The 24,429-nt window shown below is 66.3% G+C and carries 23 protein-coding genes; 14 read left to right on the top strand and 9 right to left on the bottom strand.

The features are described 5' to 3' along the window. Positions 1-24: 24 nt before the first annotated feature. The 3 genes from AC3WOB_RS22925 to AC3WOB_RS22915 all read left to right on the top strand — a co-directional run bounded on the left by AC3WOB_RS22925 (position 25) and on the right by AC3WOB_RS22915 (position 2,842). Positions 25-1,419, top strand: coding sequence for a sigma 54-interacting transcriptional regulator (locus tag AC3WOB_RS22925; protein WP_013395069.1), 1,395 nt, complete (start codon positions 25-27; stop codon positions 1,417-1,419). Between the two features lie 117 nt (positions 1,420-1,536). After that, on the top strand, positions 1,537-2,241 hold the full coding sequence (locus tag AC3WOB_RS22920) for a DUF2968 domain-containing protein (RefSeq protein WP_013395068.1): 705 nt from the start codon (positions 1,537-1,539) through the stop codon (positions 2,239-2,241). 139 nt (positions 2,242-2,380) lie between these two features. Then, the gene (locus AC3WOB_RS22915; RefSeq protein ID WP_492276278.1) at positions 2,381-2,842 is read left to right on the top strand and encodes a DUF1178 family protein; all 462 of its coding nucleotides are present in this window, start codon (positions 2,381-2,383) and stop codon (positions 2,840-2,842) included. A gap of 52 nt (positions 2,843-2,894) precedes the next feature. On the opposite strand, the gene AC3WOB_RS22910 is transcribed toward AC3WOB_RS22915, so the two are convergent. The 6 genes from AC3WOB_RS22910 to AC3WOB_RS22885 form a co-directional block, all read right to left on the bottom strand. Further along, entirely contained in the window at positions 2,895-3,119 is a 225-nt protein-coding gene (locus tag AC3WOB_RS22910) for a VOC family protein (protein ID WP_492276325.1), read from the bottom strand. Between the two features lie 57 nt (positions 3,120-3,176). Next, positions 3,177-3,554 carry a helix-turn-helix domain-containing protein gene (locus tag AC3WOB_RS22905; RefSeq protein ID WP_492276277.1) on the bottom strand — a complete coding sequence of 126 codons (378 nt, stop codon included), beginning with the start codon at positions 3,552-3,554 and terminating at the stop codon, positions 3,177-3,179. Next, positions 3,551-3,853, bottom strand: coding sequence for a type II toxin-antitoxin system HigB family toxin (locus AC3WOB_RS22900; RefSeq protein ID WP_492276276.1), 303 nt, complete (start codon positions 3,851-3,853; stop codon positions 3,551-3,553). Before AC3WOB_RS22900 ends, AC3WOB_RS22905 begins: the two co-directional genes overlap by 4 nt. Before the next feature lie 147 nt (positions 3,854-4,000). After that, entirely contained in the window at positions 4,001-4,561 is a 561-nt protein-coding gene (efp, locus tag AC3WOB_RS22895; protein ID WP_013395066.1) for an elongation factor P, read from the bottom strand. A 144-nt stretch (positions 4,562-4,705) separates the two neighbouring features. Continuing rightward, complete coding sequence (earP, locus tag AC3WOB_RS22890; protein WP_492276275.1) at positions 4,706-5,818, bottom strand: elongation factor P maturation arginine rhamnosyltransferase EarP; 1,113 nt, start codon at positions 5,816-5,818, stop codon at positions 4,706-4,708. Positions 5,819-5,824: 6 nt separating this feature from the next. Continuing rightward, entirely contained in the window at positions 5,825-7,027 is a 1,203-nt protein-coding gene (locus AC3WOB_RS22885) for a DUF2863 family protein (RefSeq protein WP_492276274.1), read from the bottom strand. Positions 7,028-7,236: 209 nt separating this feature from the next. On the opposite strand from AC3WOB_RS22885, the gene AC3WOB_RS22880 reads away from it, so the two are divergent. Continuing rightward, positions 7,237-8,013 (top strand): DODA-type extradiol aromatic ring-opening family dioxygenase, encoded by a 777-nt coding sequence (locus AC3WOB_RS22880; RefSeq protein WP_492276273.1) that lies wholly within the window; start codon positions 7,237-7,239, stop codon positions 8,011-8,013. A 90-nt stretch (positions 8,014-8,103) separates the two neighbouring features. Here the strand turns inward: AC3WOB_RS22880 and acnA are convergent, their stop codons facing one another. Together acnA and AC3WOB_RS22870 are read right to left on the bottom strand one after the other, a co-directional pair. Beyond that, entirely contained in the window at positions 8,104-10,809 is a 2,706-nt protein-coding gene (gene acnA, locus AC3WOB_RS22875; RefSeq protein WP_013395062.1) for an aconitate hydratase AcnA, read from the bottom strand. A gap of 290 nt (positions 10,810-11,099) precedes the next feature. After that, positions 11,100-12,029: a LysR family transcriptional regulator gene (locus tag AC3WOB_RS22870; protein WP_013395061.1), complete on the bottom strand. Its 930-nt coding sequence runs from the start codon at positions 12,027-12,029 to the stop codon at positions 11,100-11,102. A gap of 148 nt (positions 12,030-12,177) precedes the next feature. On the opposite strand from AC3WOB_RS22870, the gene AC3WOB_RS22865 reads away from it, so the two are divergent. The 3 genes from AC3WOB_RS22865 to AC3WOB_RS22855 are packed head-to-tail and all read left to right on the top strand — an operon-like array spanning position 12,178 to position 15,605. After that, positions 12,178-13,065 carry an SDR family oxidoreductase gene (locus AC3WOB_RS22865; RefSeq protein WP_492276324.1) on the top strand — a complete coding sequence of 296 codons (888 nt, stop codon included), beginning with the start codon at positions 12,178-12,180 and terminating at the stop codon, positions 13,063-13,065. After that, positions 13,062-14,564 carry an AMP-binding protein gene (locus AC3WOB_RS22860; protein ID WP_492276272.1) on the top strand — a complete coding sequence of 501 codons (1,503 nt, stop codon included), beginning with the start codon at positions 13,062-13,064 and terminating at the stop codon, positions 14,562-14,564. Before AC3WOB_RS22865 ends, AC3WOB_RS22860 begins: the two co-directional genes overlap by 4 nt. Before the next feature lie 54 nt (positions 14,565-14,618). Continuing rightward, positions 14,619-15,605: a Bug family tripartite tricarboxylate transporter substrate binding protein gene (locus tag AC3WOB_RS22855; RefSeq protein WP_492276271.1), complete on the top strand. Its 987-nt coding sequence runs from the start codon at positions 14,619-14,621 to the stop codon at positions 15,603-15,605. 72 nt (positions 15,606-15,677) lie between these two features. Here AC3WOB_RS22855 and AC3WOB_RS22850 read toward each other — a convergent pair whose 3' ends face one another. Then, entirely contained in the window at positions 15,678-16,514 is an 837-nt protein-coding gene (locus tag AC3WOB_RS22850; RefSeq protein WP_013395057.1) for a FadR/GntR family transcriptional regulator, read from the bottom strand. Between the two features lie 320 nt (positions 16,515-16,834). Here AC3WOB_RS22850 and AC3WOB_RS22845 point away from each other — a divergent pair, with 320 nt between their 5' ends. The 7 genes from AC3WOB_RS22845 (at position 16,835) to AC3WOB_RS22815 (ending at position 24,286) form a co-directional block, all read left to right on the top strand. Then, positions 16,835-18,034, top strand: coding sequence for an ABC transporter substrate-binding protein (locus AC3WOB_RS22845; RefSeq protein ID WP_013395056.1), 1,200 nt, complete (start codon positions 16,835-16,837; stop codon positions 18,032-18,034). 89 nt (positions 18,035-18,123) lie between these two features. Continuing rightward, the gene (locus AC3WOB_RS22840; RefSeq protein ID WP_013395055.1) at positions 18,124-18,981 is read left to right on the top strand and encodes a branched-chain amino acid ABC transporter permease; all 858 of its coding nucleotides are present in this window, start codon (positions 18,124-18,126) and stop codon (positions 18,979-18,981) included. After that, positions 18,981-19,970 carry a branched-chain amino acid ABC transporter permease gene (locus AC3WOB_RS22835; protein ID WP_013395054.1) on the top strand — a complete coding sequence of 330 codons (990 nt, stop codon included), beginning with the start codon at positions 18,981-18,983 and terminating at the stop codon, positions 19,968-19,970. The genes AC3WOB_RS22840 and AC3WOB_RS22835 overlap by 1 nt, the downstream gene beginning before the upstream one ends. Continuing rightward, positions 19,967-20,746 carry an ABC transporter ATP-binding protein gene (locus tag AC3WOB_RS22830; protein WP_013395053.1) on the top strand — a complete coding sequence of 260 codons (780 nt, stop codon included), beginning with the start codon at positions 19,967-19,969 and terminating at the stop codon, positions 20,744-20,746. Before AC3WOB_RS22835 ends, AC3WOB_RS22830 begins: the two co-directional genes overlap by 4 nt. After that, the gene (locus AC3WOB_RS22825) at positions 20,743-21,441 is read left to right on the top strand and encodes an ABC transporter ATP-binding protein (protein WP_013395052.1); all 699 of its coding nucleotides are present in this window, start codon (positions 20,743-20,745) and stop codon (positions 21,439-21,441) included. Before AC3WOB_RS22830 ends, AC3WOB_RS22825 begins: the two co-directional genes overlap by 4 nt. A gap of 47 nt (positions 21,442-21,488) precedes the next feature. Then, the gene (locus AC3WOB_RS22820; RefSeq protein WP_013395051.1) at positions 21,489-22,772 is read left to right on the top strand and encodes a Zn-dependent hydrolase; all 1,284 of its coding nucleotides are present in this window, start codon (positions 21,489-21,491) and stop codon (positions 22,770-22,772) included. Continuing rightward, positions 22,769-24,286 carry a M81 family metallopeptidase gene (locus tag AC3WOB_RS22815; RefSeq protein WP_013395050.1) on the top strand — a complete coding sequence of 506 codons (1,518 nt, stop codon included), beginning with the start codon at positions 22,769-22,771 and terminating at the stop codon, positions 24,284-24,286. The genes AC3WOB_RS22820 and AC3WOB_RS22815 overlap by 4 nt, the downstream gene beginning before the upstream one ends. The last annotated feature ends 143 nt before the right edge of the window (positions 24,287-24,429 follow it).

Below are 24,429 nucleotides of genomic sequence, written 5' to 3'. Positions count from 1 at the left end.
TTTCCTTCACGCATGGTCCAAGCGATGAGCCAGAATTTCGCGCGCGAAGAATTCGATGTGTACGTCTGGGAGGGCACCTCCGACATCGCCAGCCGCGCCGAACGCTGCCTGGCGGGCATGGACGTGTCGCTGCTGCGGGCGGACGCCGGCACCGCATTTCCGCCGCCGCGCGACCTGACCCGGCCGGCCGTGGCCCTGGTGTCGGTCTCCGTGATGGGCGACAAGCGCTTCAGCGGCTATGACTGGCTGGCGGCGCAGGGCCTGCCTGTCATCTGGGTGGCCGCGGAAGCGCGCGGGCGCGACCCGCGCTATTACCCGCCGGAATACTCCTATACGCTGCCGCTGACGTTCACGACGGCCGACCTGCGCAAGCTGCTGTATGAGCTGCTGGGCACGCTGAATCAGCTCACGCGTTCTGCGCCGCGCCGCGAGCAGCCGCTGATCGCCGTGTCCGCGAGCATGCAGGACCTGCTGGCCGAGGCGGAAATGTATGCCGACTGTCGCAGCAACGTGCTGATCCATGGCGAGACCGGCGTAGGCAAGGAGCGCATTGCCCGCCTGCTGCACGACCATGCCGCCTGGTTCGGCGGCCCCTTTGTGGCGGTCAACTGCGGCGCCATCCCCGAAGGCCTGTTCGAGGCGCATTTCTTCGGCCACGCCAAGGGCGCTTTCACCGGCGCGATAGGCGCGCACAAGGGCTACTTCGAGCAGGCCAGCGGCGGCACGCTGTTCCTCGACGAGATCGGCGATCTGCCGCTGTACCAGCAGGTCAAGCTCTTGCGCGTCCTGGAACAAAGCACGGTGACGCGGCTGGGCTCGACCGTGGAGGTGCCGGTGGACTTCCGCCTGGTCGCCGCCACCAACAAGGATTTGCGGGTGCTGGTGGGGCAGGACGAATTCCGCGCAGACCTGTACTACCGGCTGGCCGTCATCGAACTGCGCATCCCCAACCTGGAGCAGCGCGGGCCGGAAGAAAAGGCGGCGATCTTCCGCGCCTTGCTGCAGGGCCAGGGCGTGGACAGCGAACCGCCCCAATGGCTGCTGGACCGCGTCTCACGCACGCGCTACGAGGGCAATGTGCGCGAGCTGTCCAACGTCGCCGAGCGCGTCGCCATCGTGCGGCGGCAATTCCAGGCCTGGGACCCGCCGCGCATCGAACGCATTTTCGACCAGTTGGCCGAACCGCTGCGCGTGGCAGGCGCGGCGGCCGGCGCGCGGGCCGAGCCCGCCGTCTTCACCGATGCCGAACGCGCGGAGCGCGAGCGTGTGCTGGCGGCGCTGGACGCCAACGGCTGGCGCCGCCAGGACACCGCCCACACGTTGGGCATCAGCCGCAAGGTGTTGTGGGAAAAAATGCGCAAGCTGCAACTGGGCGCAGGCCAGGGCGAACCCGCCGATGGCGTTGCCGAGACCGTATGAACACGCAATAGGGAATGGCCCGTAGGGGGCGACAGTTCCGGGTCCGCCGCATGTAAGCGCGTCTGTCCCGGCCGCAATAAATTGCTATAGTTCCGCAACGATTTTTTTGGGGAAGGCATGAACGTCCAATTTATCCGTGGCGCCGTCCGCATGGCGCTGTTGGGCACGGCCCTGTCCGGCCTGGCCGCTTGCGCCAGCGCGCAATCCGAAGCGCCCCGGCCCACGGTTAAACAGGTCGAGGATACCCAGGCGGCATCCACGCCCGTGACTCCCCCCGCGCCGCCGCCGGCCGCGCGCCCGGCCTCCACGCTGTCGGAGCTGCAAAGCCTGATCCAGAGCCGCCAGGTGTCGGAGTTGCGCACCGCCTACAACGGCACCTACGGCGCCAGCCTGCTGTTCAAGCCGGACGACCTGACCTATTACGTCGCCCTGTTCCAGCAAAAGGATTTCTGGCGCGTGGTGAAGACCAAGTCGGACAAGCAGGCCGAAGCGACTTACCGCGCCTTCGTCGCCCAATCGGCCGACCTGGCCGAGGTGGACATCAAGCGCATCAAGATGCAGGCCGAGTACGCGCATGCCGAGAAGCTGCTGGCCAGCCGCAGCGCCGAACTGAGCACCTTGCAGGCCGACCGCACGCTACGCATGCAGCAGGAAGAGCAGGTGGCGGCGCGCCAGGAGCAATCGCGCCAGGAAGCCACGGCGCTGGCCGATCAGCAGAAGGACGTGCGCCAGCAACTGCGTGATCTGCAACGCCAGATCGACGCCTTGCAGGCGCAGCAGGCGCAGGTGGGGAATCCCTCCGCGCAGAACCGCGCCAAATAAGCCTTCGGGCAGCCGGAAAAGCGGGCCTGCGGGCCCGCTTTGTCCTGGGCAGCCGGGAAAGGCATTGCGCACGCCAGGGACTAGCAGCCCGAGGCGCGCGCTTTCTTGTATTCTGGGAGTTGCACCCCATATAGACGCCATGGCACTTAAAGTTTTCGACCTCCAGTGCGAGCACAGCCACATTTTCGAGGGCTGGTTCAGTTCGCACGAAGACTACGACGCGCAACAGGCGCGCGGCCTCGTCACGTGCCCGGTTTGCGGTTCCGCCAGCATCACCAAGCGGCTGTCCGCGCCGCGCTTGAACGTCGCCCACCTGCACGCGCCGGCAGCCCAGCCGGCCGCGTTGCCGGCCAATGCGTCCGACGCGGAAAAAATGGCCGCATTGCAGGCGGTCGTCATGCGCCAGGTGCGCGCCTTGCTGCGCAACACCGAAAACGTCGGACCGCGCTTCGCCGAGGAGGCGCGCCGCATCCACGAAGGCGATGCCGACGACCGTCCCATCCGCGGCACGGCCACGCCCGAAGAGCGCGAATCGCTGGCTGAGGACGGCATCGACGTCATGGCGGTGCCGGATTTCCTGGACGACGAGCGTCTGCAGTGACCCGCTGCGCCGCCCCTAGCCGATTCGGACAGGGGAACGGGCGTACGGGACGTCAGGTGCTATGCCTGCGTTCGCCGATCTTGGCGGAGAAGCGCAGCAGATAACCATCAGGGTCCTGGACCAGGAACTCGCGCACGCCGATTTCAAAGTCATTGCCCCGATACCACTGCTCTACCGGATTCCGGAACAGAGGCCATTTGGCGTTGGCAAGCGCGGCAAGAAAGGGCTCCACGGAGGACACATCAATTTCGAAATTGATTCCCCTGCCGAGCGGCACGCTCAACGGACCTCCGCTTCCTCAGGATGTCGTCAATGAATGAGCGCGTTTCAGTTGTTAGGCGTGAGCCGGCGGTCGAATAAGGCTTTCTGCGGGGATGCCGAGCTCGGTGTGCAAACGCCAGATCATTGGCAATGTCAAACCGCGCTTGCGGTTCAGCACCTCGTATACACGGTTGCGCTTGCCTATCATAGGCTCCAGATCCTTAGGGGTCAGGCCGCCTTGCTCCATCCGGAATTTAATGGCCTCGACGGGGTCTGGCAGATCGACCGGATAGTGCTTCATTTCATACGCTTGCACCAGGGTGGCCAGCACGTCCAGGCGGTCACCGTCAGGTGTGCCCAGTTCCGGATCAGACACCATCAACCGGGAGATTTCCTTGAGCGCCGACTTGTAATCGGCCTCGGTATGTACGGGGCGGATTTCCATGTTCATTCCATTTCCACGGTTTCGGCGTCAATCTTGTCGTACTCCGCGTGAGTGCCGATGAACTTCACGTAGACGATGCTCAAGTTGAATGCGATTGCCACAATCAGGCGGAAATCATTGCCTTTGATGTTGAACACCACACGCCGATTCTTCAGGATGCTGGCGTGGCGATACTGAGCCTTGATATCCGCAGGCTGCTTCCATTGCGCCTTGCTGGCCTCATCCACCCACGCCTTGAGGGGTTGTTCTGCCGCTGGGTTCCTTTCCCAGAACTGGCGGAGGGTGCTTAAGGCTATGAGTCGCATAGCGCAATGTTAGTCCCAATTTGGGACTGGGGCAAGTCTCATGTGGTCCGGCTATATGCCTTCAAGCAAGGGCCGCAAGATTGGTCAGGCAGACGGCAAAAAAAGGCCAGACCCGAAGGTCTGGCTTTTTCTTGCCTGCTTGCCGGATCAGTTGTTGACGCGGCTGCGGTATTCGTTCGTGCGGGTGTCGATTTCGATCCTGTCGCCGATGGCGCAGAACAGCGGCACGTTCAGTTCGTAGCCGGTGTTGATCTTGGCGGGCTTGGTCACCTTGCCCGAGGTATCGCCACGCACGGCGGGTTCGGTGTAGGTGATTTCGCGCACGATGGTCGTGGGCAGTTCAACCGAAATGGCGCGGCCGTCGTAGAAGACCACTTCCACGGGCATCGCTTCTTCCAGGTAGTTCAGGGCGTCGCCCATGCTTTCGGCTTCGATTTCGTACTGGTTGTACTCTTCGTCCATGAAGACGTACATCGGGTCGCCGAAGTAGGAGTAGGTGCACTCCTTGCGGTCGAGCTGGACGACTTCGAACTTTTCGTCGGCCTTGTAGACCGATTCGCTGGCCGAGGCGGTCAGCAGGTTCTTGAACTTCAGCTTCACAACAGCGGCGTTGCGGCCAGACTTGTTGTATTCGGCCTTCTGGACCACGAGGGGATCCTTGCCGACCATGACCACGTTGCCGACTCGCAATTCCTGAGCGGTTTTCATCGATAAAACTCCGGGGGTGATGGGTGCACTCGCCGTGCTTGCAAAAAGCCGCCGCAGCTATAGCTTCTAGCGGCTTCGTGCACACCCCGGGAGGCGTCATAGTAGAGGCCCGACAAATACAGGGCGCTCGGAAAACTCTCTATTCTAACGTTTCTTGGCCAAGTCTGCGCAAAAATCAGCCAGATTTTCGGCAAGATCCGGCAGCGCCGCCTGGCTCGCGTCCCAGGCCCGCGCGGCGGCGGCCCAGTCCGCCCAGGCGGCTGGCGCCAGGGCGGCCGACAGCGCCGCGGAGGTTGCGCCGGTTTCCGCTTGGTTCCAGGCGCGGATCAGCGCCTGAGCGGTTTCCGGGGCCGGATAGCGGGCCAGCCAGGCCTCCAGCTTTTCCAGGTGCACGTTCTCATCCTGGGGATAGATCTGCCAGACCAGCGGGCGCGCGGCCCAGGCGGCGCGGACGAAGGAATCCTCGCCGCGCACGAAGTTCAGGTCGCAGCACCACAGCAGCCGGTCGAAATCCGGCTGCGCGACGAAGGGCAGCCGGGCGATCAGCGGAGCGCCCGGCGCCGCGCAGGCAGCTTCCAGGCCGGGGGCCACGCCCTCGGGCGCCAGCAGCACGCTGGGGCGCGGGTCGGCGGACAGCGCAGCGGCCAGCGCCGCCACCGGCGCGGCGGGATAGCAAAATAGGGACACGGTGCGTGCGCCGTCGCGGCGGCGCAACAGCAGAGCTTGCTCCACCCCCAGCGATCGCAGGAAGGCCTCCTGATCTAGCGGCGATGCCTGCAGGGCGTCCCGTTCGGCTGACAGGCCGGGCTCGCGCAGCAGCCCGCCGGTGGCGGCGGTGAAACCGGGAAAGTAGAAGTGCTTGACCAGCCCGTCCGGCCGCTGCGAGGGCAGGCCGTGGCAGCTTTCCACCCAGGCCTCGGCGCTCAGGTATTCCAGGTTGATCCAGGCCGGATGCACCCGGCGCATGCTGTCCAGGAACGCCTCGGGAGGATCGCAGGCGAAGGCCTCGATCACCACGTCGCGAGCGCTGAGCGCCGGATCCCGCGTATCTGACCAGTGCACGATGTCGATGCCGGCCAGTTGCTGGCGCGGCAGCCCGGCAACGATGCCGGGCTGGATGCGCGCAAAGCTGGCAAGGTCGTCGACCCACAGGCGAACATCCCAGCCGCGGCCGTGCGCCAGCCGGCGGGCCAGCCGCCAGCAGACGCCGATGTCGCCGTAGTTGTCGACGACCCGGCAGAAGATGTCCGCTTGCATTGCCGCCTAGTGGAACTTGGCCGGGGAGGCTTCCGCGTCCTCGGGCAGTTCGGCGTGCACCAGTTCGCCCAGGGGATTCGGGAAGTAGGGCGCGCCGCAGTCTTCACAGTACTCGGGCGGCAGCGCGCCGGGGATGCGGCGCACTTCGGTCACGCCGTATTCCTTCAGCAGCGCGGCGATCTCGTCGACCACGTCGGGCTGGCCTTCATCGGCCGGCAGGTCTTCTTCGCGGCCATACAGGGGCCAGACGCAGCCGTAGTAGACGTCGTTGCTGCTGCGGGCGGTAAAGCCGATGCGATACTCGTCGATGCGGCTTTCGCCGCAGCCGGCCACCACTGCCCGCAATTGGGAGGCTTCGAGGCTGACCGCGCCTTCGAGCCAGCTGACCGCCGCGCGCAGCGACAGCGGGCGTACCCGCCGGTCGGCTTCGCGGTTGCTGACGTAGTAGGCGTCGGGCAGCAGGGCTTCGAAACCGCAGCCGGGCAGCAGATTGGCCAGGGTGGGCTGGGCCTGCGCCGCCCATTGTTCCTGGCAGGCGTCGCGGCTGGCCTCGGCCTCGCCCAGCTGTTCCTGCCAGCGGAAGATCGGCTCGCCTTCGGGCACCGCGACGGCCGCCACGATGTAGCGCGTGTCGGCCAGCATGTTGGCCGTTTCGGTCTCGGTATTCAGGGCGGGCTTGGTGGTTTCGGCGCCCAGCGCCTGCGTGCCCAGGCGCTGCAGCCATTGCCAGGTTTCGGAGAAGGTGCGCGGCATCTGGTCCACGCTGACCAGCATGGGCATCAGCGTGCTGCGAGCCTTGCTGGACAGGACATGGCCGTGCAGCTGCGCGACCAGCGCCTGTTGCGCGCTGGCCGAAATCGGACCGGTAGGGATGGCGTAGCGGGTCCAGGCGACGATGGGCGCCACGACCAGCAAAATGTCATGGCGGACGCCATTTTTCTCGATCTTCATCGATTCGGACAGGGTTTCGGCCTGTTCGATCAGGATCTCGTAGGCGCCCACATCGCTCTGGGCGAGGTGGTCCAGGGCCGCTTCCAGGGGGGCGTCCTGCCCTGCCTTCAGCAACTTCGGAATCGCTTCGCCAAGCAGGTTCTCCCAGAACACGTCTTCGAGGCGGCTGCCCGAGCGGTTGAGCGCCTGGGCAAGCGTGACCAGTTTGGCGGCGTCACGGGTGAGGCGGGGAGCGGATTGGCTGCGGGATCGGGCCATAACTTCGGGGAGCGTCCAGTAAGTGTGCAACTGCGTAGTTTAACGCCCGGCGCGCACTGCGGCGCGACGGCCCTGCCAGAGCTCGCAGCGATGGGCCTACGAGCTTATTGATGCTTAAGTAGCAATAGTTAATGTCAATTAAGGTTATTTATTGCTGAGATGAAACGGCGGAAAATGCTCACATCGACTCAATATCAGGAGGCATTGCCATGCGCTGGCCTACGCTTTTCGTTTCCCATGGATCCCCCATGCTCGCCGTCGAGCCCGGCCAGACCGGCCCGGCGCTAGCCGCCTGGAGCGCGGCGCAAGGCCGCAAGCCCAAAGGCATCCTGGTGGTGTCGCCGCACTGGATGGGCGAGGGCCTGGCATTGTCCACCCGCGACCGCCAGGTGGCCTGGCACGATTTCGGCGGTTTTCCGCAGGAACTCTATACGCTGCAGTACCCGGCTCCCGGCTCGCCTGAGCTGGCGGCGCGGGTGCAGGGCTTGCTGGCCGAGTCGGGCATCGTCGCCGACCTGGATCCGCGCCGTCCGCTGGACCATGGCGCCTGGGTGCCGCTGCGCTACCTCTATCCGGAAGCGGACGTGCCGGTGGTGCAATTGTCCCTGGACATGGGCCGCGACGCGGCCGGGCAATTGGAACTCGGCCGCGCGCTGGCCCGACTGCGGGACGAGGACATCCTGGTCATCGGCTCGGGCTCGCTAACGCACAACCTGCGCCACGTGCGCATGCCGCAGGACGCGCCCGCGCTGCCCTATGTGCCGGCCTTCCAGCAGTGGTACGCCGACAAGCTTGCCGGGCGCGACCTGCCGGCGCTGCTGGACTGGGAAGCGCAGGCGCCGGACGCGGCGCAGGCCCATCCGCACGACGATCACCTGATGCCGCTGTACGTGGCGTTGGGTGCGGGCGGGGCGGGCTTTCAACGCCTGACCGACGAGGTCTCCTACGGCGCGCTGGCGATGGACGCCTACGAGTTCGCGGACTGATCGGGGCGCGGCCGCCGCACCGCGCAGGCAATGAAAATGCCCCGGCAACCTCGCGGTTGCCGGGGCATTGCTTTGCTGATCAGGCAGGGATCAGGCCGCCAGCAGTTGGCGCAGCACGAAGGGCAGGATGCCGCCGTGTTGGTAGTAGTCCACCTCGATCGGGGTGTCGATGCGCAGCAGCACCGTGACGTCCTGCTTCGAACCATCCTTGCGGGTGATCGTCAGCGTCACGTCCTGCATCGGCTTGATGCCGTTTTCCAGGCCCGAGATGTCATAGGTTTCCTCGCCGGTGATGCCCAGCGACTGCACGCTGTCCGCGCCCTTGAACTGCAGGGGCAGCACGCCCATGCCGACCAGGTTGCTGCGGTGGATGCGTTCGAAGCTGCGGGTGATCACGGCCTTCACGCCCAGCAGCTGGGTACCCTTGGCGGCCCAGTCGCGCGACGAGCCGGTGCCGTACTCTTCGCCGCCGAACACCACGGTGGGCGTGCCGGCGCCGACGTACTTCATGGCCGCGTCATAGATGGACATCTGCTCGCCGCTGGGCTGGAACAGGGTGTCGCCGCCTTCGAAGCGGCTGCCGTCCGGCAGCGCCGGGATCATGAGGTTCTTGATGCGCACGTTGGCGAAGGTGCCGCGCATCATGATCTCGTGGTTGCCGCGGCGCGAACCGTAGCTGTTGAAGTCGGCCTTCATGACGCCGTTTTCCTTCAGCCACTTGCCCGCGGGCGAGGTTTCCTTGATGGAGCCGGCCGGCGAGATGTGGTCGGTGGTGACCGAGTCGCCGAACACGCCCAGCGCGCGCGCGCCCTTGACCGCCGGCATCGCGCCCGGCGTCATGCCGAAGCCGTCGAAGAAGGGCGGCTCGGCGATGTAGGTGGAATCAGGCCAGTTGTAGGTATCGCCGGTGACGCCCTTGATGTTCTCCCAGAGCTTGCCGGGATTGCTCTTGACCTGGCCGTAGTTGGCTTCGAAGGCCTTGGGATCCAGGGCGTACTTCAGCAGCGACTCGACTTCCTCGGTGGTCGGCCAGATGTCGCCCAGCCAGACGTCGCCGTTCTTGCCGCGGCCCACGGGTTCGGTCATCAGGTCGCGCGTGACCGTGCCGGCCAGGGCGTAGGCCACCACCAGCGGCGGCGAGGCCAGGAAGTTGGCCTTGATGTTCGGATGGATGCGGGCTTCGAAGTTTCGGTTGCCCGAGAGCACGGCCGAGCAGATCAGGTCGTTGCCGGTGATGGCTTCGTTCAGGTCCGGGGTCAGGTCGCCGGCGTTGCCGATGCAGGTGGTGCAGCCGTAGGCGGCGACGTCGAAGCCGAGCTTTTCCAGGTAGGGCAGAAGGCCCGTCTTGGTCAGGTATTCAGTGACCACACGGGAGCCAGGGGCCAGCGAGGTCTTGATGTGCTTGGGCACCGTCATGCCGGCTTCCACGGCCTTCTTGGCCAGCAAGCCGGCCGCCAGCAGCACGCTGGGGTTGGACGTGTTGGTGCAGGACGTGATGGCGGCAATCAGGACGTCGCCGTTCTTGACCTTGGTGCCGGCGCTGGTGGTGAACGTCTGTTCCAGTTTCTCGGCCGGCTGGTTGAAGCCGTTCTCGGCGACCGGCTTGGAGTACAGGTCGATGAAGGTGTTCTTGACGTTGCCGATCTCGATGCGGTCCTGCGGACGCTTCGGGCCCGCCAGCGACGGCGCGACGGTGGACAGGTCCAGCGTCAGCAGCTTGGTGAAATTGATGTCCTTTGCCTTGGGCACGCCGAACATCTTCTGGGCCTTGAAGTAGGCTTCGAAGGCGGCGATTTCGTCTTCCGTGCGGCCGGTACCGCGGAAGTAGTCGATGGTGCGTTCGTCGACCGGGAAGAAGCCCATGGTGGCGCCGTATTCCGGCGCCATGTTGCCGATGGTGGCGCGTTCGGCCACCGACAGGCTGGCGGTGCCTTCGCCGCAGAATTCGACGAACTTGCCCACCACCTTCTCGCGGCGCAGCATTTCAGTGATGGTCAGCACCAGGTCGGTGGCGGTGACGCCGCCGCGCAGCTTGCCCTTGAGTTCCACGCCGACCACGTCGGGGGTCAGGAAGTACACGGGCTGGCCCAGCATGCCGGCTTCGGCCTCGATGCCGCCCACGCCCCAGCCCACCACGCCGATGCCGTTGATCATGGTGGTGTGGCTGTCGGTGCCCACCAGCGAGTCGGGGTAGTAGACGTTGTTCTGCTTGTCCAGGTGCACGCCGCGCGCCAGGTATTCCAGGTTGACCTGATGGACGATGCCGAAGCCCGGAGGCACGACGCCGAAGGTGTCGAACGCCTGCATGCCCCACTTCATGAACTGGTAGCGCTCCTGGTTGCGCTTGAATTCCAGCTTCATGTTCAGGTCCAGCGCATTCTTGGTGCCGAAGTAGTCGATCATGACCGAGTGGTCCACCACCAGGTCCACCGGCACCAGCGGTTCAATGCTCTTGGGGCTCTTGCCCATCTTGTCGGCCACCGAACGCATGGCGGCGATGTCGGCCAGCAGCGGCACGCCGGTGAAGTCCTGCAGCACCACGCGGGCCACCACGAACGGAATTTCGTCTTCACGGCGGGCATTGGCCTGCCAGTTGGCCAGCTGCTTGACGTGCTCTTCGGTTACCTTCTTGCCGTCGCAATTGCGCAGCACGGACTCCAGCACGATGCGGATCGAAACCGGGAGCCGCTGCACGTCGATGCCGAGGGACTTGCCCAGCGCCGGCAGCGAATAGTACTGACAGGATTTATTGCCGATCTTGAAATTCTTGAGGGTGTCTAGGGTGTTGTGCGGCATGATGGACTCCGTGGTTTTGCCCGGTTGAAGCCGGCATTTTCTGGCGTTTTTGGGCATTTGTCATTCTATGTGAGACTGACGCCTGCGCGGCTGCATGTCTTATATCTTATATAAGACTTGGCCGGACCGTCAAAGTTCCCCTACTGCAATCAGGGGCGGCGCGGCTTTTGGCCTCACCCGATACTCTGGCCGAGGCGCGCGCGAGCCGCAAGCCTCTTTTATCAAGAAAGTCCTACGCGGATGTTGCGGCGCGCCGCGGCGAGCCGGGAACGATGGCGGCCGCCCGGCCGCTATGCCAGGAAATGGCGCAGCAGCGCGGTCAGCTCCGTGCGCAGGAAATCGACCACCGCGCGCTGCGCGGTCGAGGGGTAGGGATTGGGCGTGGTCAGGATGAACAGCTTGTCGCCCGGCCCCATGGCTTGGTAGGCGGGGAGCACGGGCGTCAGGCGGCCCGCCGCGATGTCCGCGTACACCACATAGGCGGGCAGCAGCGCCACGCCCGCGCCGGCGCGCGCGGCCTGGGCCAGGAACGGGAAATACTCCGACTGCAGCCGCGGCGCGAGCTTGGCCTCGTGCAGTTGGTCCTTGCGGCGCAGGCGCAGCGTGACCAGGGGCCTGGGATCGGGCGGACCGAGGAAGTGCAGGCGCGCAAGGTCGCGCGGATGGGCCGGCGCGCCGAATTGTTCCAGATAAGAGGGCGCCGCGCACAGCACCCATTTGACGTCGCCGAGCGCGCGCGCCACGTAATCCTGGGGCGGGGTGGTCATCACCCGCAACGCCACATCGATTTCCGAGGAAATCAGGTCGCTCACCCGGTTGGAAAACAGCACGCGCAGGGTCAGCGAGGGATGGCGCAGGGCGAAGCTGACCAGCAGTGGGCGCAATTGGTCCAGCTCGCCCAGCCCGGTGGGAATGCTGAGCCGGACATGGCCCGCCGGTTCCGAGCCCAGCTTCTGCAAGGCGTGGCGGGCGGATTCGACCTCGCGCGCCATGCGCGCGCCGTGTTCATACAGCACCGAGCCTTGCTGCGTCAGTTCCAACCTGCGGGTGCTGCGCCGGATGAGCTGGGCGCCGAAAGCCCGTTCCAGCTTCTGCAGGTTGCGGCTGACGTGCGAACGGGTCACGCCGTGGCGCACCGCCGCTTCGCTCAGCGTGCCCGCGTCGACGATGGTGACGAACAGCTGTATCAGATTGAGATCCAACGCGGGCAGGGCGGGCATGCGCGGTCTTATTGTTGACTGTGAGGAAACATAGTTTACGCAAACTGCGGGATTGTCGCGGCGTGGCGCTGGTTGATATTCTGGCCTCCACCAAACAGGAGACCAGGCCATGCCTCAAAACCAGCCCGGCGGGACCGCCCCGCAAACCATGTTCCGCGCCGACCTGTTCCGTGGCCAGCGCATCCTCGTCACCGGTGGCGGCACCGGCCTGGGCTACGCCATGGCCGAGCGGCTGGCGGCGCTGGGCGCGTCGCTGCACCTGTGGGGGCGCCGCGCCGCCGTGCTGGAAGAAGCCGCCGCCGGCCTGCGCCAACGTTACGGCGCGGAGGTCCACGTCCAGGCGGTGGATATCCGCGATGCCGAGGCGGTGGACGCCGCCGTCGAAGCCATCTGGACCGGGCATGGCGCGTTGACCGGTCTGGTCAACAACGCCGCGGGGAACTTCATCAGCCCCACCGAGAAGCTCTCGCCCCGCGGCTTCAACGCCATCGCCGACACGGTGTTCCGCGGCACCTTCTACACCACCCAGGCCGTGGGCAAGCGCTGGATTGCGCAAGGCACGGGCGGGGCGGTGCTGTCCATCGTGGTGACCTGGGTCTGGACCGGTTCGCCCTTCGTGGTTCCCTCGGCCATGTCCAAGGCCGGCATAGACGCCATGACCAAGTCGCTGGCCATCGAATGGGGCCGCCACGGCATTCGCCTCAACGCCATCGCGCCGGGCGTGATTCCGACCGAAGGCGCCAGCGCGCGCCTGCGGCCCAAGGACCAGGGCGCCGACACCCAGACGCAGCAGAACCCGATGCGGCGTCTCGGCACCGGACACGACATAGGCGAACTCGCCGCTTTCCTGCTGAGTCCGGGCTACGACTGGATCAACGGCCAGACCATCGCGCTGGATGGCGGCGACTATCTGGCCAACGGCGCCTATTTCAAGCAGTACGCCGAATGGAGCGACGCGGACTGGGCTGCCGCGCGCCAGGCGATCGAAGCGCGCACCGCGCAGGACAAGGCGCAGCGCAGCACGGAGGCCTCATGACGGACAGCACCATCCATGCGGGCGGCGAGCGTCTGTCAGGCGCCGCGCTGGCGGCGCGCGGCGAGCAGGTCGCCGCCGGCCTGGCTGCGATGGGCGTGCGGGAAGGCGACGTGATCGCCGTGCTGTTGCGCAACGGTCTGCCTTACCTGGAGATCATCCACGCCTGCAAGCGGCTGGGTTGCTACTACTGCCCGATCAACTGGCATTTCACTGCCGCCGAAGTGGCGTTCCTGATTGAAGATAGCGGCGCCCGGCTGCTGATCGCCCATGCCGACCTGTGGCAGCCGCTGCGCGATGCGCTGCCGGCCGGTCTGCCTGTGCTGCTGGCCGGCCTTGGCGCGGCGCAGCCCGGGCAGGCGGACTACGACGCGTGGCGCGACAGCCAGCCGCCCTACGATGGTCCGCGCGTGGCGCCGCGCGGCCACATGGCCTATACCTCCGGCACTACCGGCCGGCCCAAGGGCGTGGTGCGCGCGCCATTTCCGCTGGAGCACCTGGCGCGCCACCAGCAACAGGTCGAAGCGGTGGTGGAAGCGGCCTACGGCCTGCGCCCGGGCTCCCGCGCCTTGCTGCCCGCGCCGATCTATCACAGCGCGCCCAGCGTGTACGCGCAGGTCGCCTTGCGGGTCTGCGAGACCTTCGTGCTGACCGACAGGTTCGACCCCATCGAGGTGCTGCGCCTGATCGAGGCGCATCGCATCGATACGGTCTACCTGGTCCCCATCATGTACGTGCGCCTGTTGAAGCTGGATGCCGCCGCGCGCGCCGCGCACGACCTGTCGTCGCTGCGCTTCGTGGCCTCGACCGGCGCGCCCTGCGCGCCGGAAATCAAGCGCGCCATGATCGAATGGCTGGGCCCCGTCATCCATGAAACCTATGCCTCCAGCGAGGCCGGGATGGTCACGGTCATCGATTCGCACGAAGCGCTCGCCCGCCCCGGCAGCGCCGGCCGGCCCGTCGGCGGCGCGCAGATCAGGATCTATGCCGAGGACGGGTCGCCTTGCGCGGCGGGCGAAATCGGGCGGATCCACGTGCGCCAGCCGGCCTATGCGGACTTTACCTATCGCAACAATCCCCAGGCCCGCGCGGAAGTCGAGAAGGACGGGCTCATCGGCCTGGGCGACCTGGGCTATCTGGATGCGGACGGCTATCTGTACGTATGCGACCGCGAATCGGATCTGGTGATCTCGGGCGGCGTGAACATCTATCCCGCCGAGATCGAGCATCAGTTGATGCAGTATCCGGGCGTGGCGGATTGCGCCGTGTTCGGCGTGCCCGATGACGAATACGGAGAGCGGCTGATGGCGCTGGTGCAGCCCGCGGCGGGCGTCTCGCCCGAGGCCGAGGCGCTGACGCAATGGCTGGCGCAACGGCTCGCGCGCTACAAGGTGCCGCGCGAACTGCAACTGCGCGCGGAACTGCCGCGCGACGACAACGGCAAGATCGCCAAGCGCAGGCTGCGCGCCGAATTCTGGGCGGGCAGGCAGCGCAAGGTATAGCGCAGAGCGGCGCACGGCCGCGACAACAAGAGCACGATAGCTCGGGAGACAAGCATGGCATATGGACTGAACCACAGGCTGCGTCGCATCGCGGCCGCAACGATCTTCGCGCTCGCCGGCCCCGGTGCCGCGTTGGCGGCGTTTCCGGACAAGCCGGTCAAACTGGTCGTGCCGTACACGCCAGGAGGATCCGCCGACCAATTGTCGCGGGTGCTGGCCGAGGGCATGTCGCGCGATCTCGGGCAACCCGTGGTCGTGGAGAACAAGCCCGGCGCCAACACCATGATCGCCGCCACCCAGGTAGCGCGATCCGCACCCGACGGCTATACGGTTTTTCTCGCCAGCAACGCCAGCATGGTGCTCAATCCCATGCTCTACCAGCGCATCGCCTATGACGCCGCGCGCGACTTCCGCGTGCTCGGCATCGCCGCCGAATTGCCGTTGGTGGTGGTGGCCAACAACGAGGTGCCGGCCGGCTCGCTGGCTGAATTCGTCACCTATGCCAAGGCGCAGCCTGGCAAGCTGAACTACGCCTCCGTGGGCATCGGCAATCCGCTGCAGTTGGCGACCGAACTGCTGAAATCACGCACCGGCATGGACGTGGCGCATATCCCCTACAACGGCAGCGCGCCCGCGCTGACCTCACTGATGGGCAACGACACGCAACTCATGGTGGACGTGGTCAGCACGTCGCTGCCGCTGGTGCGGGAACGCAAGATCAAGGCGCTGGCCGTCACCACCGCGGAAAGGCTGGCCGTGCTGCCGGAGGTGCCGACCGTGGCGGAAAGCGGCTTTCCGGGATTCCGCGCCGCCACCTGGTTTGGCCTGGCCGTGCCGCGCGCCGTGCCGCAAGCCGAGGCGCAGCGCCTGCAGGCGGCGCTGGACAAGGTGCTGAAGGATCCGGCGTTCCGCGGCCGCTTCGAACCGCTGGGCCTGGTGATCCAGGCGCCGCGCAGCCAGGCCGACGTCGACGCCTATGTGCAGGAAGACCGCCAGCGCTGGGGCGCGGTGATCGAGTCCAATCACATCAAGCTGGACTGAGTCGGCGACGGCCGGGGGAGTGAGCCCGGCTGGTTCGCACCGCTTGAGGGTTGGCGCAAGCGGCCGCCGCCCTCAGGCCTTCTTGCTGCCGCCGCGCCGAGCCTTGCGCGTGACGTTGCGCCGCGACATCTCGGAGTCCAGGATCAACCGGCCCTCGAGCTTGCCGTGCATGCGCTTGACCGAGCGCATCGCGTCCTGCATGTGCCCGCTCATCAGGTCGCGCACCTGTTCGACGTCGCGCTCGCGCGCCGCCGCCAGGATCTTGCGGTGGAAACCCGCGTTGGCGCTGCCGAAGCGCTGCTGTTCGGACAACGGCATCTCGTTGTCGAACACGGTCAGTTGCCGGATCATTTCGTTGGTCATCTCGCAGCTGAACCGCAGGAACGGATTGGGGCAGGCCGCGGCGAAGATGTCGTGGAAATTGATCTCTTCCTGGCGCTGTGCCAGCGGATCGTCCACATGTTCTGCGGACGGATCGCAGCAGGCGATGTTTTCCTCCAGCGCGGCGAAATGCGCCTCTGTCAGGAAGGGCACGGCGCTGGCTGCCAGTTCGGGCTCCAGCAGCTTGCGCACCTGGTAGATGTCCTCGATCCGCACTTCCTTGAAGAAAAGGTAGTTCTGCATCAGCTGGAAAGTGCGGTCCAGCGGCACCTCGACCACGGTGCCGCCGCCGCCCGGTCCGGTGCTGACCTTCACCAGTCCCTGCACCTCCAGCGATTTGAGCGCTTCGCGCATGGTGCTCTTGCTGACCGAGAACATGCTTTGCAACTCGCTCTCGCGCGGCAGCTTGTCGCCTGGCAACAGGTTCTTGGCCGTGATCAGCCGCTTGATCTCCTCGGCGACCAGGTCGCTGCGCTTGGGCGGACTCGACGCGCCCGCGGCTTGTAGGTCATGACTGTTGAACGCCATTGCGTTCCTCCGTTGCTGCGTGGTGTGCGCGGGGTGGCCCCGTGGCGGTACTGCGCGGACCCCGGGTTATACCTGATGCGCCCGCTATTGACAGAGCCGGCTCGCCAAACTGATCATGATAATAATCCTATTTATCATGATAAATAGGATGGTAGTCGCAGTATAGGCACGAAGCGCCAGGACTTGCGAGTACGCCCGCGTGGCGGCGGCCCTGGCACGGGAGCTCGGAGCAGACAGAGTCGGAATGGGGACGCGCATGGTGCGCGCCCGACATCGTCAATATGCCGCGGCAGCGCCAGCGGCAGCCAGGGAGAACCATCTTGAATCGCCGCAACCTGCTGAAAATGGCCGCGCTTGGCGCGGTGCCCGGATCATTGTGGGCCGCCCGGTCCGCGTTGGCGCAAGCCGATGCCATCCAGTTCGGGTGTCCGGTGCCCATGTCGGGTGCTTTTGCCGCCAACGGCAAGTACGCCGACCTGGGTATGAAACTGGCGCTGGAACAGTACGGCCGCGCGCTGGACCGGCCGCTGGCCTACACCGTGCTGGACACCGAGGGCAAGCCGGCAACGGCGGTGCGCAAGGTGCAGGAAATCTCGCAACAGAAGGGCGTCAAGTTCTTCGCCGGAGGCATCCTGTCATCAGAGGCGCTGGCCATGGGCAAGGAAGTCGAGCGCGCCGGCGGCGTCTTCATCACCACCGCGGGCGCGGACGAAATCACCGGCAAGGATTGCAACCGCGCGACCTTCCGCTGGTCCGTACCCACCTTCGGCGCCATCGAACAGACCGTGCGCCCCTTGCTCGAAAAGCTGCCCAACGCCAAGCGCTGGTACACCATCACGCCGCAATACGTGTTCGGCGACGGCCTGCTCGGCGCGGCCAAGGCGATCTTCAAGGAAAAAGGCATCGAGCATGTGGGCAACAGCTACCACTCGCTGACCGAGAAGGAGTTCAGCGGCTACCTCACCAACGCCATGGCGGCCAAGCCGGACGTGCTGCTGATCCTGAATTTCGGCTCGCAGTCCTCGGACACGTTGCGCCAGGCCGTCAGCTTCGGCATGAAGCAGAACTGCACCATCCTGGTGGCCTGGGCGTCGGGCCTGGAACAGTTCGAAGGCCTGGGCGCCGACCTGTGCGAAGGCGTGTATTTCGGCGCGCAGTACTGGCACGGCATCGACTCGCCGCTGAACAAGGAACTGGTGCAGCTGTCCCGGGACAAGACGCGCGCCAATCCCAACTACAGCCTGGCGGGCTCCTACATCTGCACCCGCATCATGCTGGACGCCATCGCCCGGGCCGGCAGCGCCGACCCGGCCAAGGTCATCGCCGTGATGGAGGGCATGGCCTACGAAGGCCTGACGGGCAAGGAGGAAATCCGCAAGGAAGACCACCAGGTCCTGAAGAACTACTACCTGCTCAAGGGCCGCGCCAAGAAGGACATGAAGGACAAGGACGACTATGCCGAGATCGTGCATAGCGGCCGCTCTTTCCTGCCGCCCGCGGAGACCGGCTGCAAGCTGTAGCGCGCCCCTGAGGCGGGCGACCGCGGACGCGCCGCGTCCGTGGTCGCCGCAAGCCCCGCGGCCTTTCGTTTCCTCCATCGGGCATTTCAATGAACGTCTATCTCCTCCAGATCATCAATGGGATCGGGGTAGGCATGCTGTACTTCCTTTTGGCAGTCGGCCTGTCCATCGTCTTCGGTCTGTTGCGCTTCGTGAACTTCGCCCACGGGGCGTTCTATCTGCTGGGCGCCTACTTCTGCTTCCAGGCCATCCAGTGGGGCCTGAACTTCTGGCTGGCGCTGGCCATCGTGCCGCTGCTGGTGGGGGCATTCGCCTGGGTGACTGAAAAAGTGCTGCTGCGCCACGTCTACGCACAGGCGCACGAGTTCCACATCCTGATCACCGTGGGCCTGGCGCTGGTATTGCAGGAACTGGTCATCGTCATCTGGGGCCCGATAGGCGACAACGTCGCCGCGCCGTCCGCGTTGCAGGGCGTGGTCATGTGGGGCAGCTTCATCTATCCCAAGTACCGCCTGTTCGTGATCGGTTTCACCGCGGTCTTCTCGCTGCTGCTCTGGTACGTGCTGGAAGGCACGCGGCTGGGCAGCGCGGTGCGCGCCGGCAGCGAATCCACCGAAATGGTGTCCATGCTGGGCATCAACGTGTTCCGCATGTTCAGCCTGGTGTTCGCGCTGGGCGCGGCGACCGCGGCCCTGGCAGGCGTGCTGGCCGCGCCGATCCGCGGCGTGGAGCCCTTCATGGGCATCGAGGCGCTGGGCATCGCCTTCGTCATCGTGGTGGTGGGCGGCATGGGCAGCTTCTTCGGCGCGCTGGTCGGCGGCCTGCTTATCGGCGTGGTGCAGAGCGTAATGAGCACATTGTGGCCGGAAGGCGCGCGGCTGATGATTTATGTGGCGATGGCGGCAGTGCTGCTGCTGCGTCCGCACGGCCTGATGGGGAGAGGATGATGACGCGCTTGAAATCTCACGCCCAGTTGCTGCTGGCGCTGGCCGTGGTCCTGCTGCTGCCGCTGTGCATGCAGTCGGGTTCGCTGGCCACGGAAGTGCTGATCTATTCCCTGGCGGTGCTCGGCTGCAACCTGCTGCTTGGATTCACCGGCCTGCTGTCGTTCGGCCAGGGCATCTTCTTCGGCCTGGGCAGCTATGCCGTCGGTATCCTGCTGACGCGCACCGGCCTGCCCATGCCGCTGGCGCTGCTGGCCGCGATGGTAGTGGGCGCATTGGGGGCCACGCTGGTGGGCTGGTTCGCAATCCGCCAGCGCGGCACCTACTTCGTGATGCTGACGCTGGCCTTCGCGCAGATGTTCTACTTCCTGGCATATAGCCTGCCCGACCTGACCGGGGGCGACAACGGCCTGCTGGACGTGCCGCGTCCGGCATTTTCCGTCGCCGGCATGGAACTCATGCCGCTGGCTACGCCCTGGCAGTTCTATGCCTTCGTGGCGGTGTGCTTCCTGGTGGTGTTCTGGCTGTTGCTGCGGGTGACCAATTCGGTGTTCGGCCGCACCCTGCTGGCGATCCGCGACAACGAGGCGCGCGCCATGGCGGTTGGCTATAACGTGCGCCTCTTCAAGTTGTCGGCCTTCGCCATTTCCGGCGCGGTCACGGCGCTGGCCGGCGCCTTCCTGGCGATGATGACCGGCATCGCGCCGCTGTCCAGCATCGAATACCACAGCAGCGAGATGATCCTGGTCATGACGGTGATCGGCGGCACCGGCAACCTGTTCGCCTCGGTGCTGGGCGCCGCGTTCTACGTGTTGTTCGCGGACTGGCTCTCCACCTTGTGGCCGCGCTGGCTGATGCTGCTGGGCTTCCTGCTGATAGCTGTCAGCCTGTTCATGCAGAAGGGCTTGTGGGGGCTGGGAGTACGCATCTGGCTGGCGCTGCGGCGCAAGCCTGCCGGCGGGGAGCCGGCCGCCAAGGAGGGCAGCGCATGAACCAGGAAAATTCCGCGCCGCTGCTGAAAGCCAGCGGCATCGTCAAGCGCTTCGGCAAGTTCGTGGCGCTGCATGGGGTGGACTTGCAGGTGCGGCCGCGCACGGTGCATTCCGTGATCGGGCCCAACGGCGCCGGCAAGACCACGTTGTTCCACATCCTGACGGGGACGTTGCGCACCAGCGAAGGCAGCATTGTGTTCGACGGCCAGGACGTCACGCAGGAGGCCGACTTCCAGCGCGTGCAGCGCGGCATCGCGCGCTCGTTCCAGGTCACCAGCCTGTTCGCCAACCTGTCGGTGCGGGAGAACCTGCGCCTGGCGGCGCAGGGCGCGCATCGCGCCGGCGCCTTCGATTGCTGGCATCCGCCCACGGGCCCCCGGGCGCAACGCGAGGTCGTCGACGCGGCGCTGGAACGGCTGGGCCTGTCGCGGCTGGCCGGGATTGCGGCGGGCGCGTTGTCGCATGGCCAGCAGCGGCGCCTGGAGGTGGGCATGGCGTTGGCGGCCAGGCCGCGCGCCATCTTCCTGGACGAACCGACTTCCGGCATGGGGGTGGACGACCTGGAGGAAATGAAGCGGCTGATCCGCAGCCTGCGCGACGACCACACGGTGGTACTGATCGAGCACAACATGAACATCGTGATGGACATCTCCGACACGATCACGGTGATGCAGCAGGGCCGCGTGCTGGTCGAAGGCGCGCCCGACGCGATCCGCAGCGACGAGCGGGTGCGCGCCGCGTACCTGGGCAACATGATCACGGGAGGCCGGGCATGATGCTGCATGTCGACGCCATACACAGCTATTACGGCAAGAGCCACATCCTGCAAGGCGTGTCGCTCGAGCTGCCGCAGGGCGAGGTGATCACCCTGCTCGGGCGCAACGGCGCGGGCAAATCGACCACGCTCAAGACCATCGCCGGCGTGATTGCGCCCAAGGGCGGCGCGGTGCGTTATGGCGGGCGCGACATCGCCGGGCTGCCGGCGCACAAGATCGCGTCCATGGGGATCTGCCTGGTGCCCGAGCACCGCGGCATCTTCAAGCTGCTGACGGTGGAGGAGAACCTGAAGCTGGGCATGCGCCGCGATTCGCCCTGGCAGCTGGAAGACATCTACCGCATCTTTCCGCGCCTGAAGGAGCGGCGCAGGAACGGCGGCGGCCAGCTGTCCGGCGGCGAACAGCAGATGCTCGCCATCGGCCGCGCGCTGATGAACCATCCGCGCGTGCTGATGCTGGACGAGCCGGTCGAGGGTCTGGCACCGGTGATCGTCGAGGAAATCGTGGCGCAGATCAAATCCATCAAGCAGGCCGGCGTCACCATCCTGCTGGTGGAGCAGAACCTGGAGGTCTGCACCCAACTGGCCGACCGCCATTTCATCATCGAGCAGGGATCCATCGTCTACCAGGGCAGCAACGAGGCCTTCATGGCGGACGAGAACGTGAAGGACCGATATCTGGGCGTGGGCGTATAGGGACCGTCCGCGAGGCGAAACAGGAAGCAAGGATTCAAGGAAACACCATGGAAATGAACACACTGGAGGCCGTCAGCGGCATCCGCATCGACGGCAGCCGGCTCTGGAACTCGCTGATGGAGCTGGCCCGCATCGGCGCCACCGACAAGGGCGGCGTGTGCCGGCTGGCGTTGAGCGACCTGGACCGGCAGGGCCGCGACCTGGTCTGCGCCTGGGCCCGCGAGCTGGGCTGCAGCGTGCGCGTGGATGCCATCGGCAATATCTTCATGCGCCGCGCGGGCTTGCGTGACGACCTGCCCGCCGTCATGACGGGTAGCCATATCGACACCCAACCCACTGGCGGCAAATTCGACGGCAACTACGGCGTGCTCGCCGGCATCGAGGTCCTGCGCACCCTGCACGAACGCGGCATCGCCACCGAGGCGCCGCTGGAAGTGGTGGTGTGGACCAACGAGGAGGGCTCGCGCTTCGTGCCTGTGATGATGGGCTCGGGCGTGTATGCCGGCGCCTTCACGCTGGAGCACGCCCTGGCGGCGCAGGACCGCGACGGCGTCAGCGTGGATCAAGCGCTGCGCGCCATCGGCTACGCCGGCCCGGAAGCGGCGCGGCCGGGGGCGGTCGGCGCCTACTTCGAGGCACACATAGAGCAAGGCCCCATCCTGGAGGATCGGGGCATCACCATCGGTGCGGTGCAAGGCGCCCTGGGCCAGCGTTGGTACGACGTCACCATTACCGGCCAGGAGGCGCACGCCGGACCCACCCCGATGGAACTGCGCCGCGACGCCTTGCTGACGGCGTCCAGGTTGGTGCTGGAGGTCAACCGCATTGCGCTGGAGCACGCGCCGCACGGGCGCGGCACGGTAGGCTGCATCGACGGTTACCCGAATTCGCGCAATGTGATCCCGGGCCGCGTGGCGCTCACCGTGGACCTGCGCGCGGCCGACGACGCCACGCTGGACAGCATGGCCGCGGCGTTCGCGCGCGCCTGCCAAGAACTGGCCGAGCCCGGCCGCTTCCAGGTCGAAAGCAAGGAGGTCGTGTACTTCCCGCCGCAGCCCTTCGAGCCCCGGCTGGTGCAGGCGATCCGCGACGGCGCCGGCACGCTGGGCCTGGATTCGCTGGACGTGATCAGCGGCGCGGGCCATGACGCCGTCTACATGGCGCGGGTGGCGCCGACCGCCATGATCTTCGTGCCCTGCAAGGACGGCATCAGCCACAACGAAATCGAGGACGCACAGCCCGAGCACCTGGAGGCGGGCTGCAATGTGCTGCTGCACGCCATGCTGCGCTGCTGCGGCCGTATCCAGTTCGCGCAAGGGGGCGTGCAATGAAGGTGCTGATCGCGCGTCTGAATCACGAGACCAATACCTTCTCGCCCGTGCCCACGCCCTTGTCCGCCTTCGGCAACGGCGGCCCGGCCTATGATGCGACGGCCTATGAAGAGAACAAGGGCAAGCGCACGGCGATGTCGGCGTTCATAGACTTGGCCGAAGCGCGCGGCGCCGAGCTGGTCACGCCGGTTTCGGCCACCGCCTATCCCAGCGGCCGCGTCGACGGCCAGGCCTACGCCACATTGTGCGACCGCATCGTGGCCGCTGCGCCGGGCTGCGACGTCATCCTGCTGGACCTGCATGGCGCCATGGCGGTGGAGACCACCGACGACGGCGAGGGCGATCTGCTCGAACGGCTGCGCGCCGCCGCGCCCGGCGTGCCGGTCGCGGTGGCGCTGGACCTGCATGGCAACGTCACGCAGAAGATGATGGACAACGCCGACGTCATCGTCAGCTTCAAGACCTATCCCCACATCGACATGTACGAAACCGGCGAGCACGCCGGCAGGTTGCTGTTCGCGGGCATGGACGGCAAGTGCAAGCCGGTCATGGCGTGGCGCCGGCTGCCCTTGGTGTCGCATTCCCTGCGCAGCAACACGGCCGAAGGGGCCATGCGCGCCGCCGTCGAAGCGGCGCGGCAGGCCGAGGCCGCGGGCGCGCTGGGCGTATCGGTGCTGGCGGGCTTCGGCCTGGCCGACATCCCGTATCCCTGCGTCAGCGTGGTGGCCGTCGCCGACGGCGACCGCGCCGAGGCGGAGCGCGTGGCGGGAGAGGTCGCCGCGCTGATCTGGGAACAGCGCGACGGCTTCTACTACGACAGCGAGCCACTGGCCGCGTCGCTGGCGCGGGCCAAGGCGCTGGCCGAGGGCGCCAGCAAACCCGTGCTGCTGCTGGACCATGGCGACAACTGTATGAGCGGCGGCACCTGCGACACCCTGGACGTGTTGATGGCCGCGCTGGAGGCCGGACTGGAAGGCATCCAGGCCGGGCTGTACTGCGACCCGGAGGCCGTCGCGGAACTGACCCGCGCGGGCGTCGGCGCCACGGTGGAGCTGCCGGTGGGCAACAAGCGCGCCATCGACGAGATCGGCCGCGGCGCCCAGCCCGTCACGCTGCGCGGCACCGTGCGCGCGCTGAGCAACGGCGAATATGTGATCACCGGCCCGACCTACACCGGGCAACTGGCCTGCATGGGCCGCAGCGCGGTGCTGGACATAGGCGCCGCGCAGCTGGTGCTGACCGAGCAGACCCACGAGCCCTGGGATCTGGGCGTGTTCCAAAGCCTGGGGTTGGACCCATCCCGCGCCCGTTTCGTGCTGGTGAAGTCGCGCATGTATTGCCGGCCGGTGTTCGTGCCGATCTCCCAGGCGCTGGTCGAATGCGACAGCCCTGGCGTCACCAGTTCCGACTGGTCGCTGTTCGAGTTCCGCCGGCGCGCGCGCCCGCTGTACCCGTTGGAAACCATGGCGGCGTCCGGCTATGACCCCCGCGCAGGCGTAGCGGACGGTCGATAGCCTGGCGGGAAGCGGGGCGCCGCGCTCGACAGCTGTGGCGCCCCGGCAACGGACATTCTCAAACAAAAAGTAACATAAATGAGAATGATTCCGTTTGCCGTAGAATGAGCGCTCAGCAATCCCAGTCCCCTTTGGCGCAGCCG

The organism is Achromobacter sp. FW305-C-30-7 (assembly GCF_058783105.1).
Note: the sequence above shows the minus strand (reverse complement) of the source record. Positions and strands in the feature narration are given on the sequence as shown.

What these genes read in the sequence shown, in the direction of transcription:
- AC3WOB_RS22925 (WP_013395069.1), top strand. Translation starts at nt 25, where the DNA reads ATGAGCCAGAATTTCGCGCGCGAAGAATTCGATGTGTACGTCTGGGAG.
- AC3WOB_RS22920 (WP_013395068.1), top strand. Translation starts at nt 1,537, where the DNA reads ATGAACGTCCAATTTATCCGTGGCGCCGTCCGCATGGCGCTGTTGGGC.
- AC3WOB_RS22915 (WP_492276278.1), top strand. Translation starts at nt 2,381, where the DNA reads ATGGCACTTAAAGTTTTCGACCTCCAGTGCGAGCACAGCCACATTTTC.
- AC3WOB_RS22905 (WP_492276277.1), bottom strand. Translation starts at nt 3,554, where the DNA reads ATGAACATGGAAATCCGCCCCGTACATACCGAGGCCGATTACAAGTCG.
- AC3WOB_RS22900 (WP_492276276.1), bottom strand. Translation starts at nt 3,853, where the DNA reads ATGCGACTCATAGCCTTAAGCACCCTCCGCCAGTTCTGGGAAAGGAAC.
- efp (WP_013395066.1), bottom strand. Translation starts at nt 4,561, where the DNA reads ATGAAAACCGCTCAGGAATTGCGAGTCGGCAACGTGGTCATGGTCGGC.
- earP (WP_492276275.1), bottom strand. Translation starts at nt 5,818, where the DNA reads ATGCAAGCGGACATCTTCTGCCGGGTCGTCGACAACTACGGCGACATC.
- AC3WOB_RS22885 (WP_492276274.1), bottom strand. Translation starts at nt 7,027, where the DNA reads ATGGCCCGATCCCGCAGCCAATCCGCTCCCCGCCTCACCCGTGACGCC.
- AC3WOB_RS22880 (WP_492276273.1), top strand. Translation starts at nt 7,237, where the DNA reads ATGCGCTGGCCTACGCTTTTCGTTTCCCATGGATCCCCCATGCTCGCC.
- acnA (WP_013395062.1), bottom strand. Translation starts at nt 10,809, where the DNA reads ATGCCGCACAACACCCTAGACACCCTCAAGAATTTCAAGATCGGCAAT.
- AC3WOB_RS22870 (WP_013395061.1), bottom strand. Translation starts at nt 12,029, where the DNA reads ATGCCCGCCCTGCCCGCGTTGGATCTCAATCTGATACAGCTGTTCGTC.
- AC3WOB_RS22865 (WP_492276324.1), top strand. Translation starts at nt 12,178, where the DNA reads ATGTTCCGCGCCGACCTGTTCCGTGGCCAGCGCATCCTCGTCACCGGT.
- AC3WOB_RS22860 (WP_492276272.1), top strand. Translation starts at nt 13,062, where the DNA reads ATGACGGACAGCACCATCCATGCGGGCGGCGAGCGTCTGTCAGGCGCC.
- AC3WOB_RS22855 (WP_492276271.1), top strand. Translation starts at nt 14,619, where the DNA reads ATGGCATATGGACTGAACCACAGGCTGCGTCGCATCGCGGCCGCAACG.
- AC3WOB_RS22850 (WP_013395057.1), bottom strand. Translation starts at nt 16,514, where the DNA reads ATGGCGTTCAACAGTCATGACCTACAAGCCGCGGGCGCGTCGAGTCCG.
- AC3WOB_RS22840 (WP_013395055.1), top strand. Translation starts at nt 18,124, where the DNA reads ATGAACGTCTATCTCCTCCAGATCATCAATGGGATCGGGGTAGGCATG.
- AC3WOB_RS22835 (WP_013395054.1), top strand. Translation starts at nt 18,981, where the DNA reads ATGACGCGCTTGAAATCTCACGCCCAGTTGCTGCTGGCGCTGGCCGTG.
- AC3WOB_RS22830 (WP_013395053.1), top strand. Translation starts at nt 19,967, where the DNA reads ATGAACCAGGAAAATTCCGCGCCGCTGCTGAAAGCCAGCGGCATCGTC.
- AC3WOB_RS22825 (WP_013395052.1), top strand. Translation starts at nt 20,743, where the DNA reads ATGATGCTGCATGTCGACGCCATACACAGCTATTACGGCAAGAGCCAC.
- AC3WOB_RS22820 (WP_013395051.1), top strand. Translation starts at nt 21,489, where the DNA reads ATGGAAATGAACACACTGGAGGCCGTCAGCGGCATCCGCATCGACGGC.
- AC3WOB_RS22815 (WP_013395050.1), top strand. Translation starts at nt 22,769, where the DNA reads ATGAAGGTGCTGATCGCGCGTCTGAATCACGAGACCAATACCTTCTCG.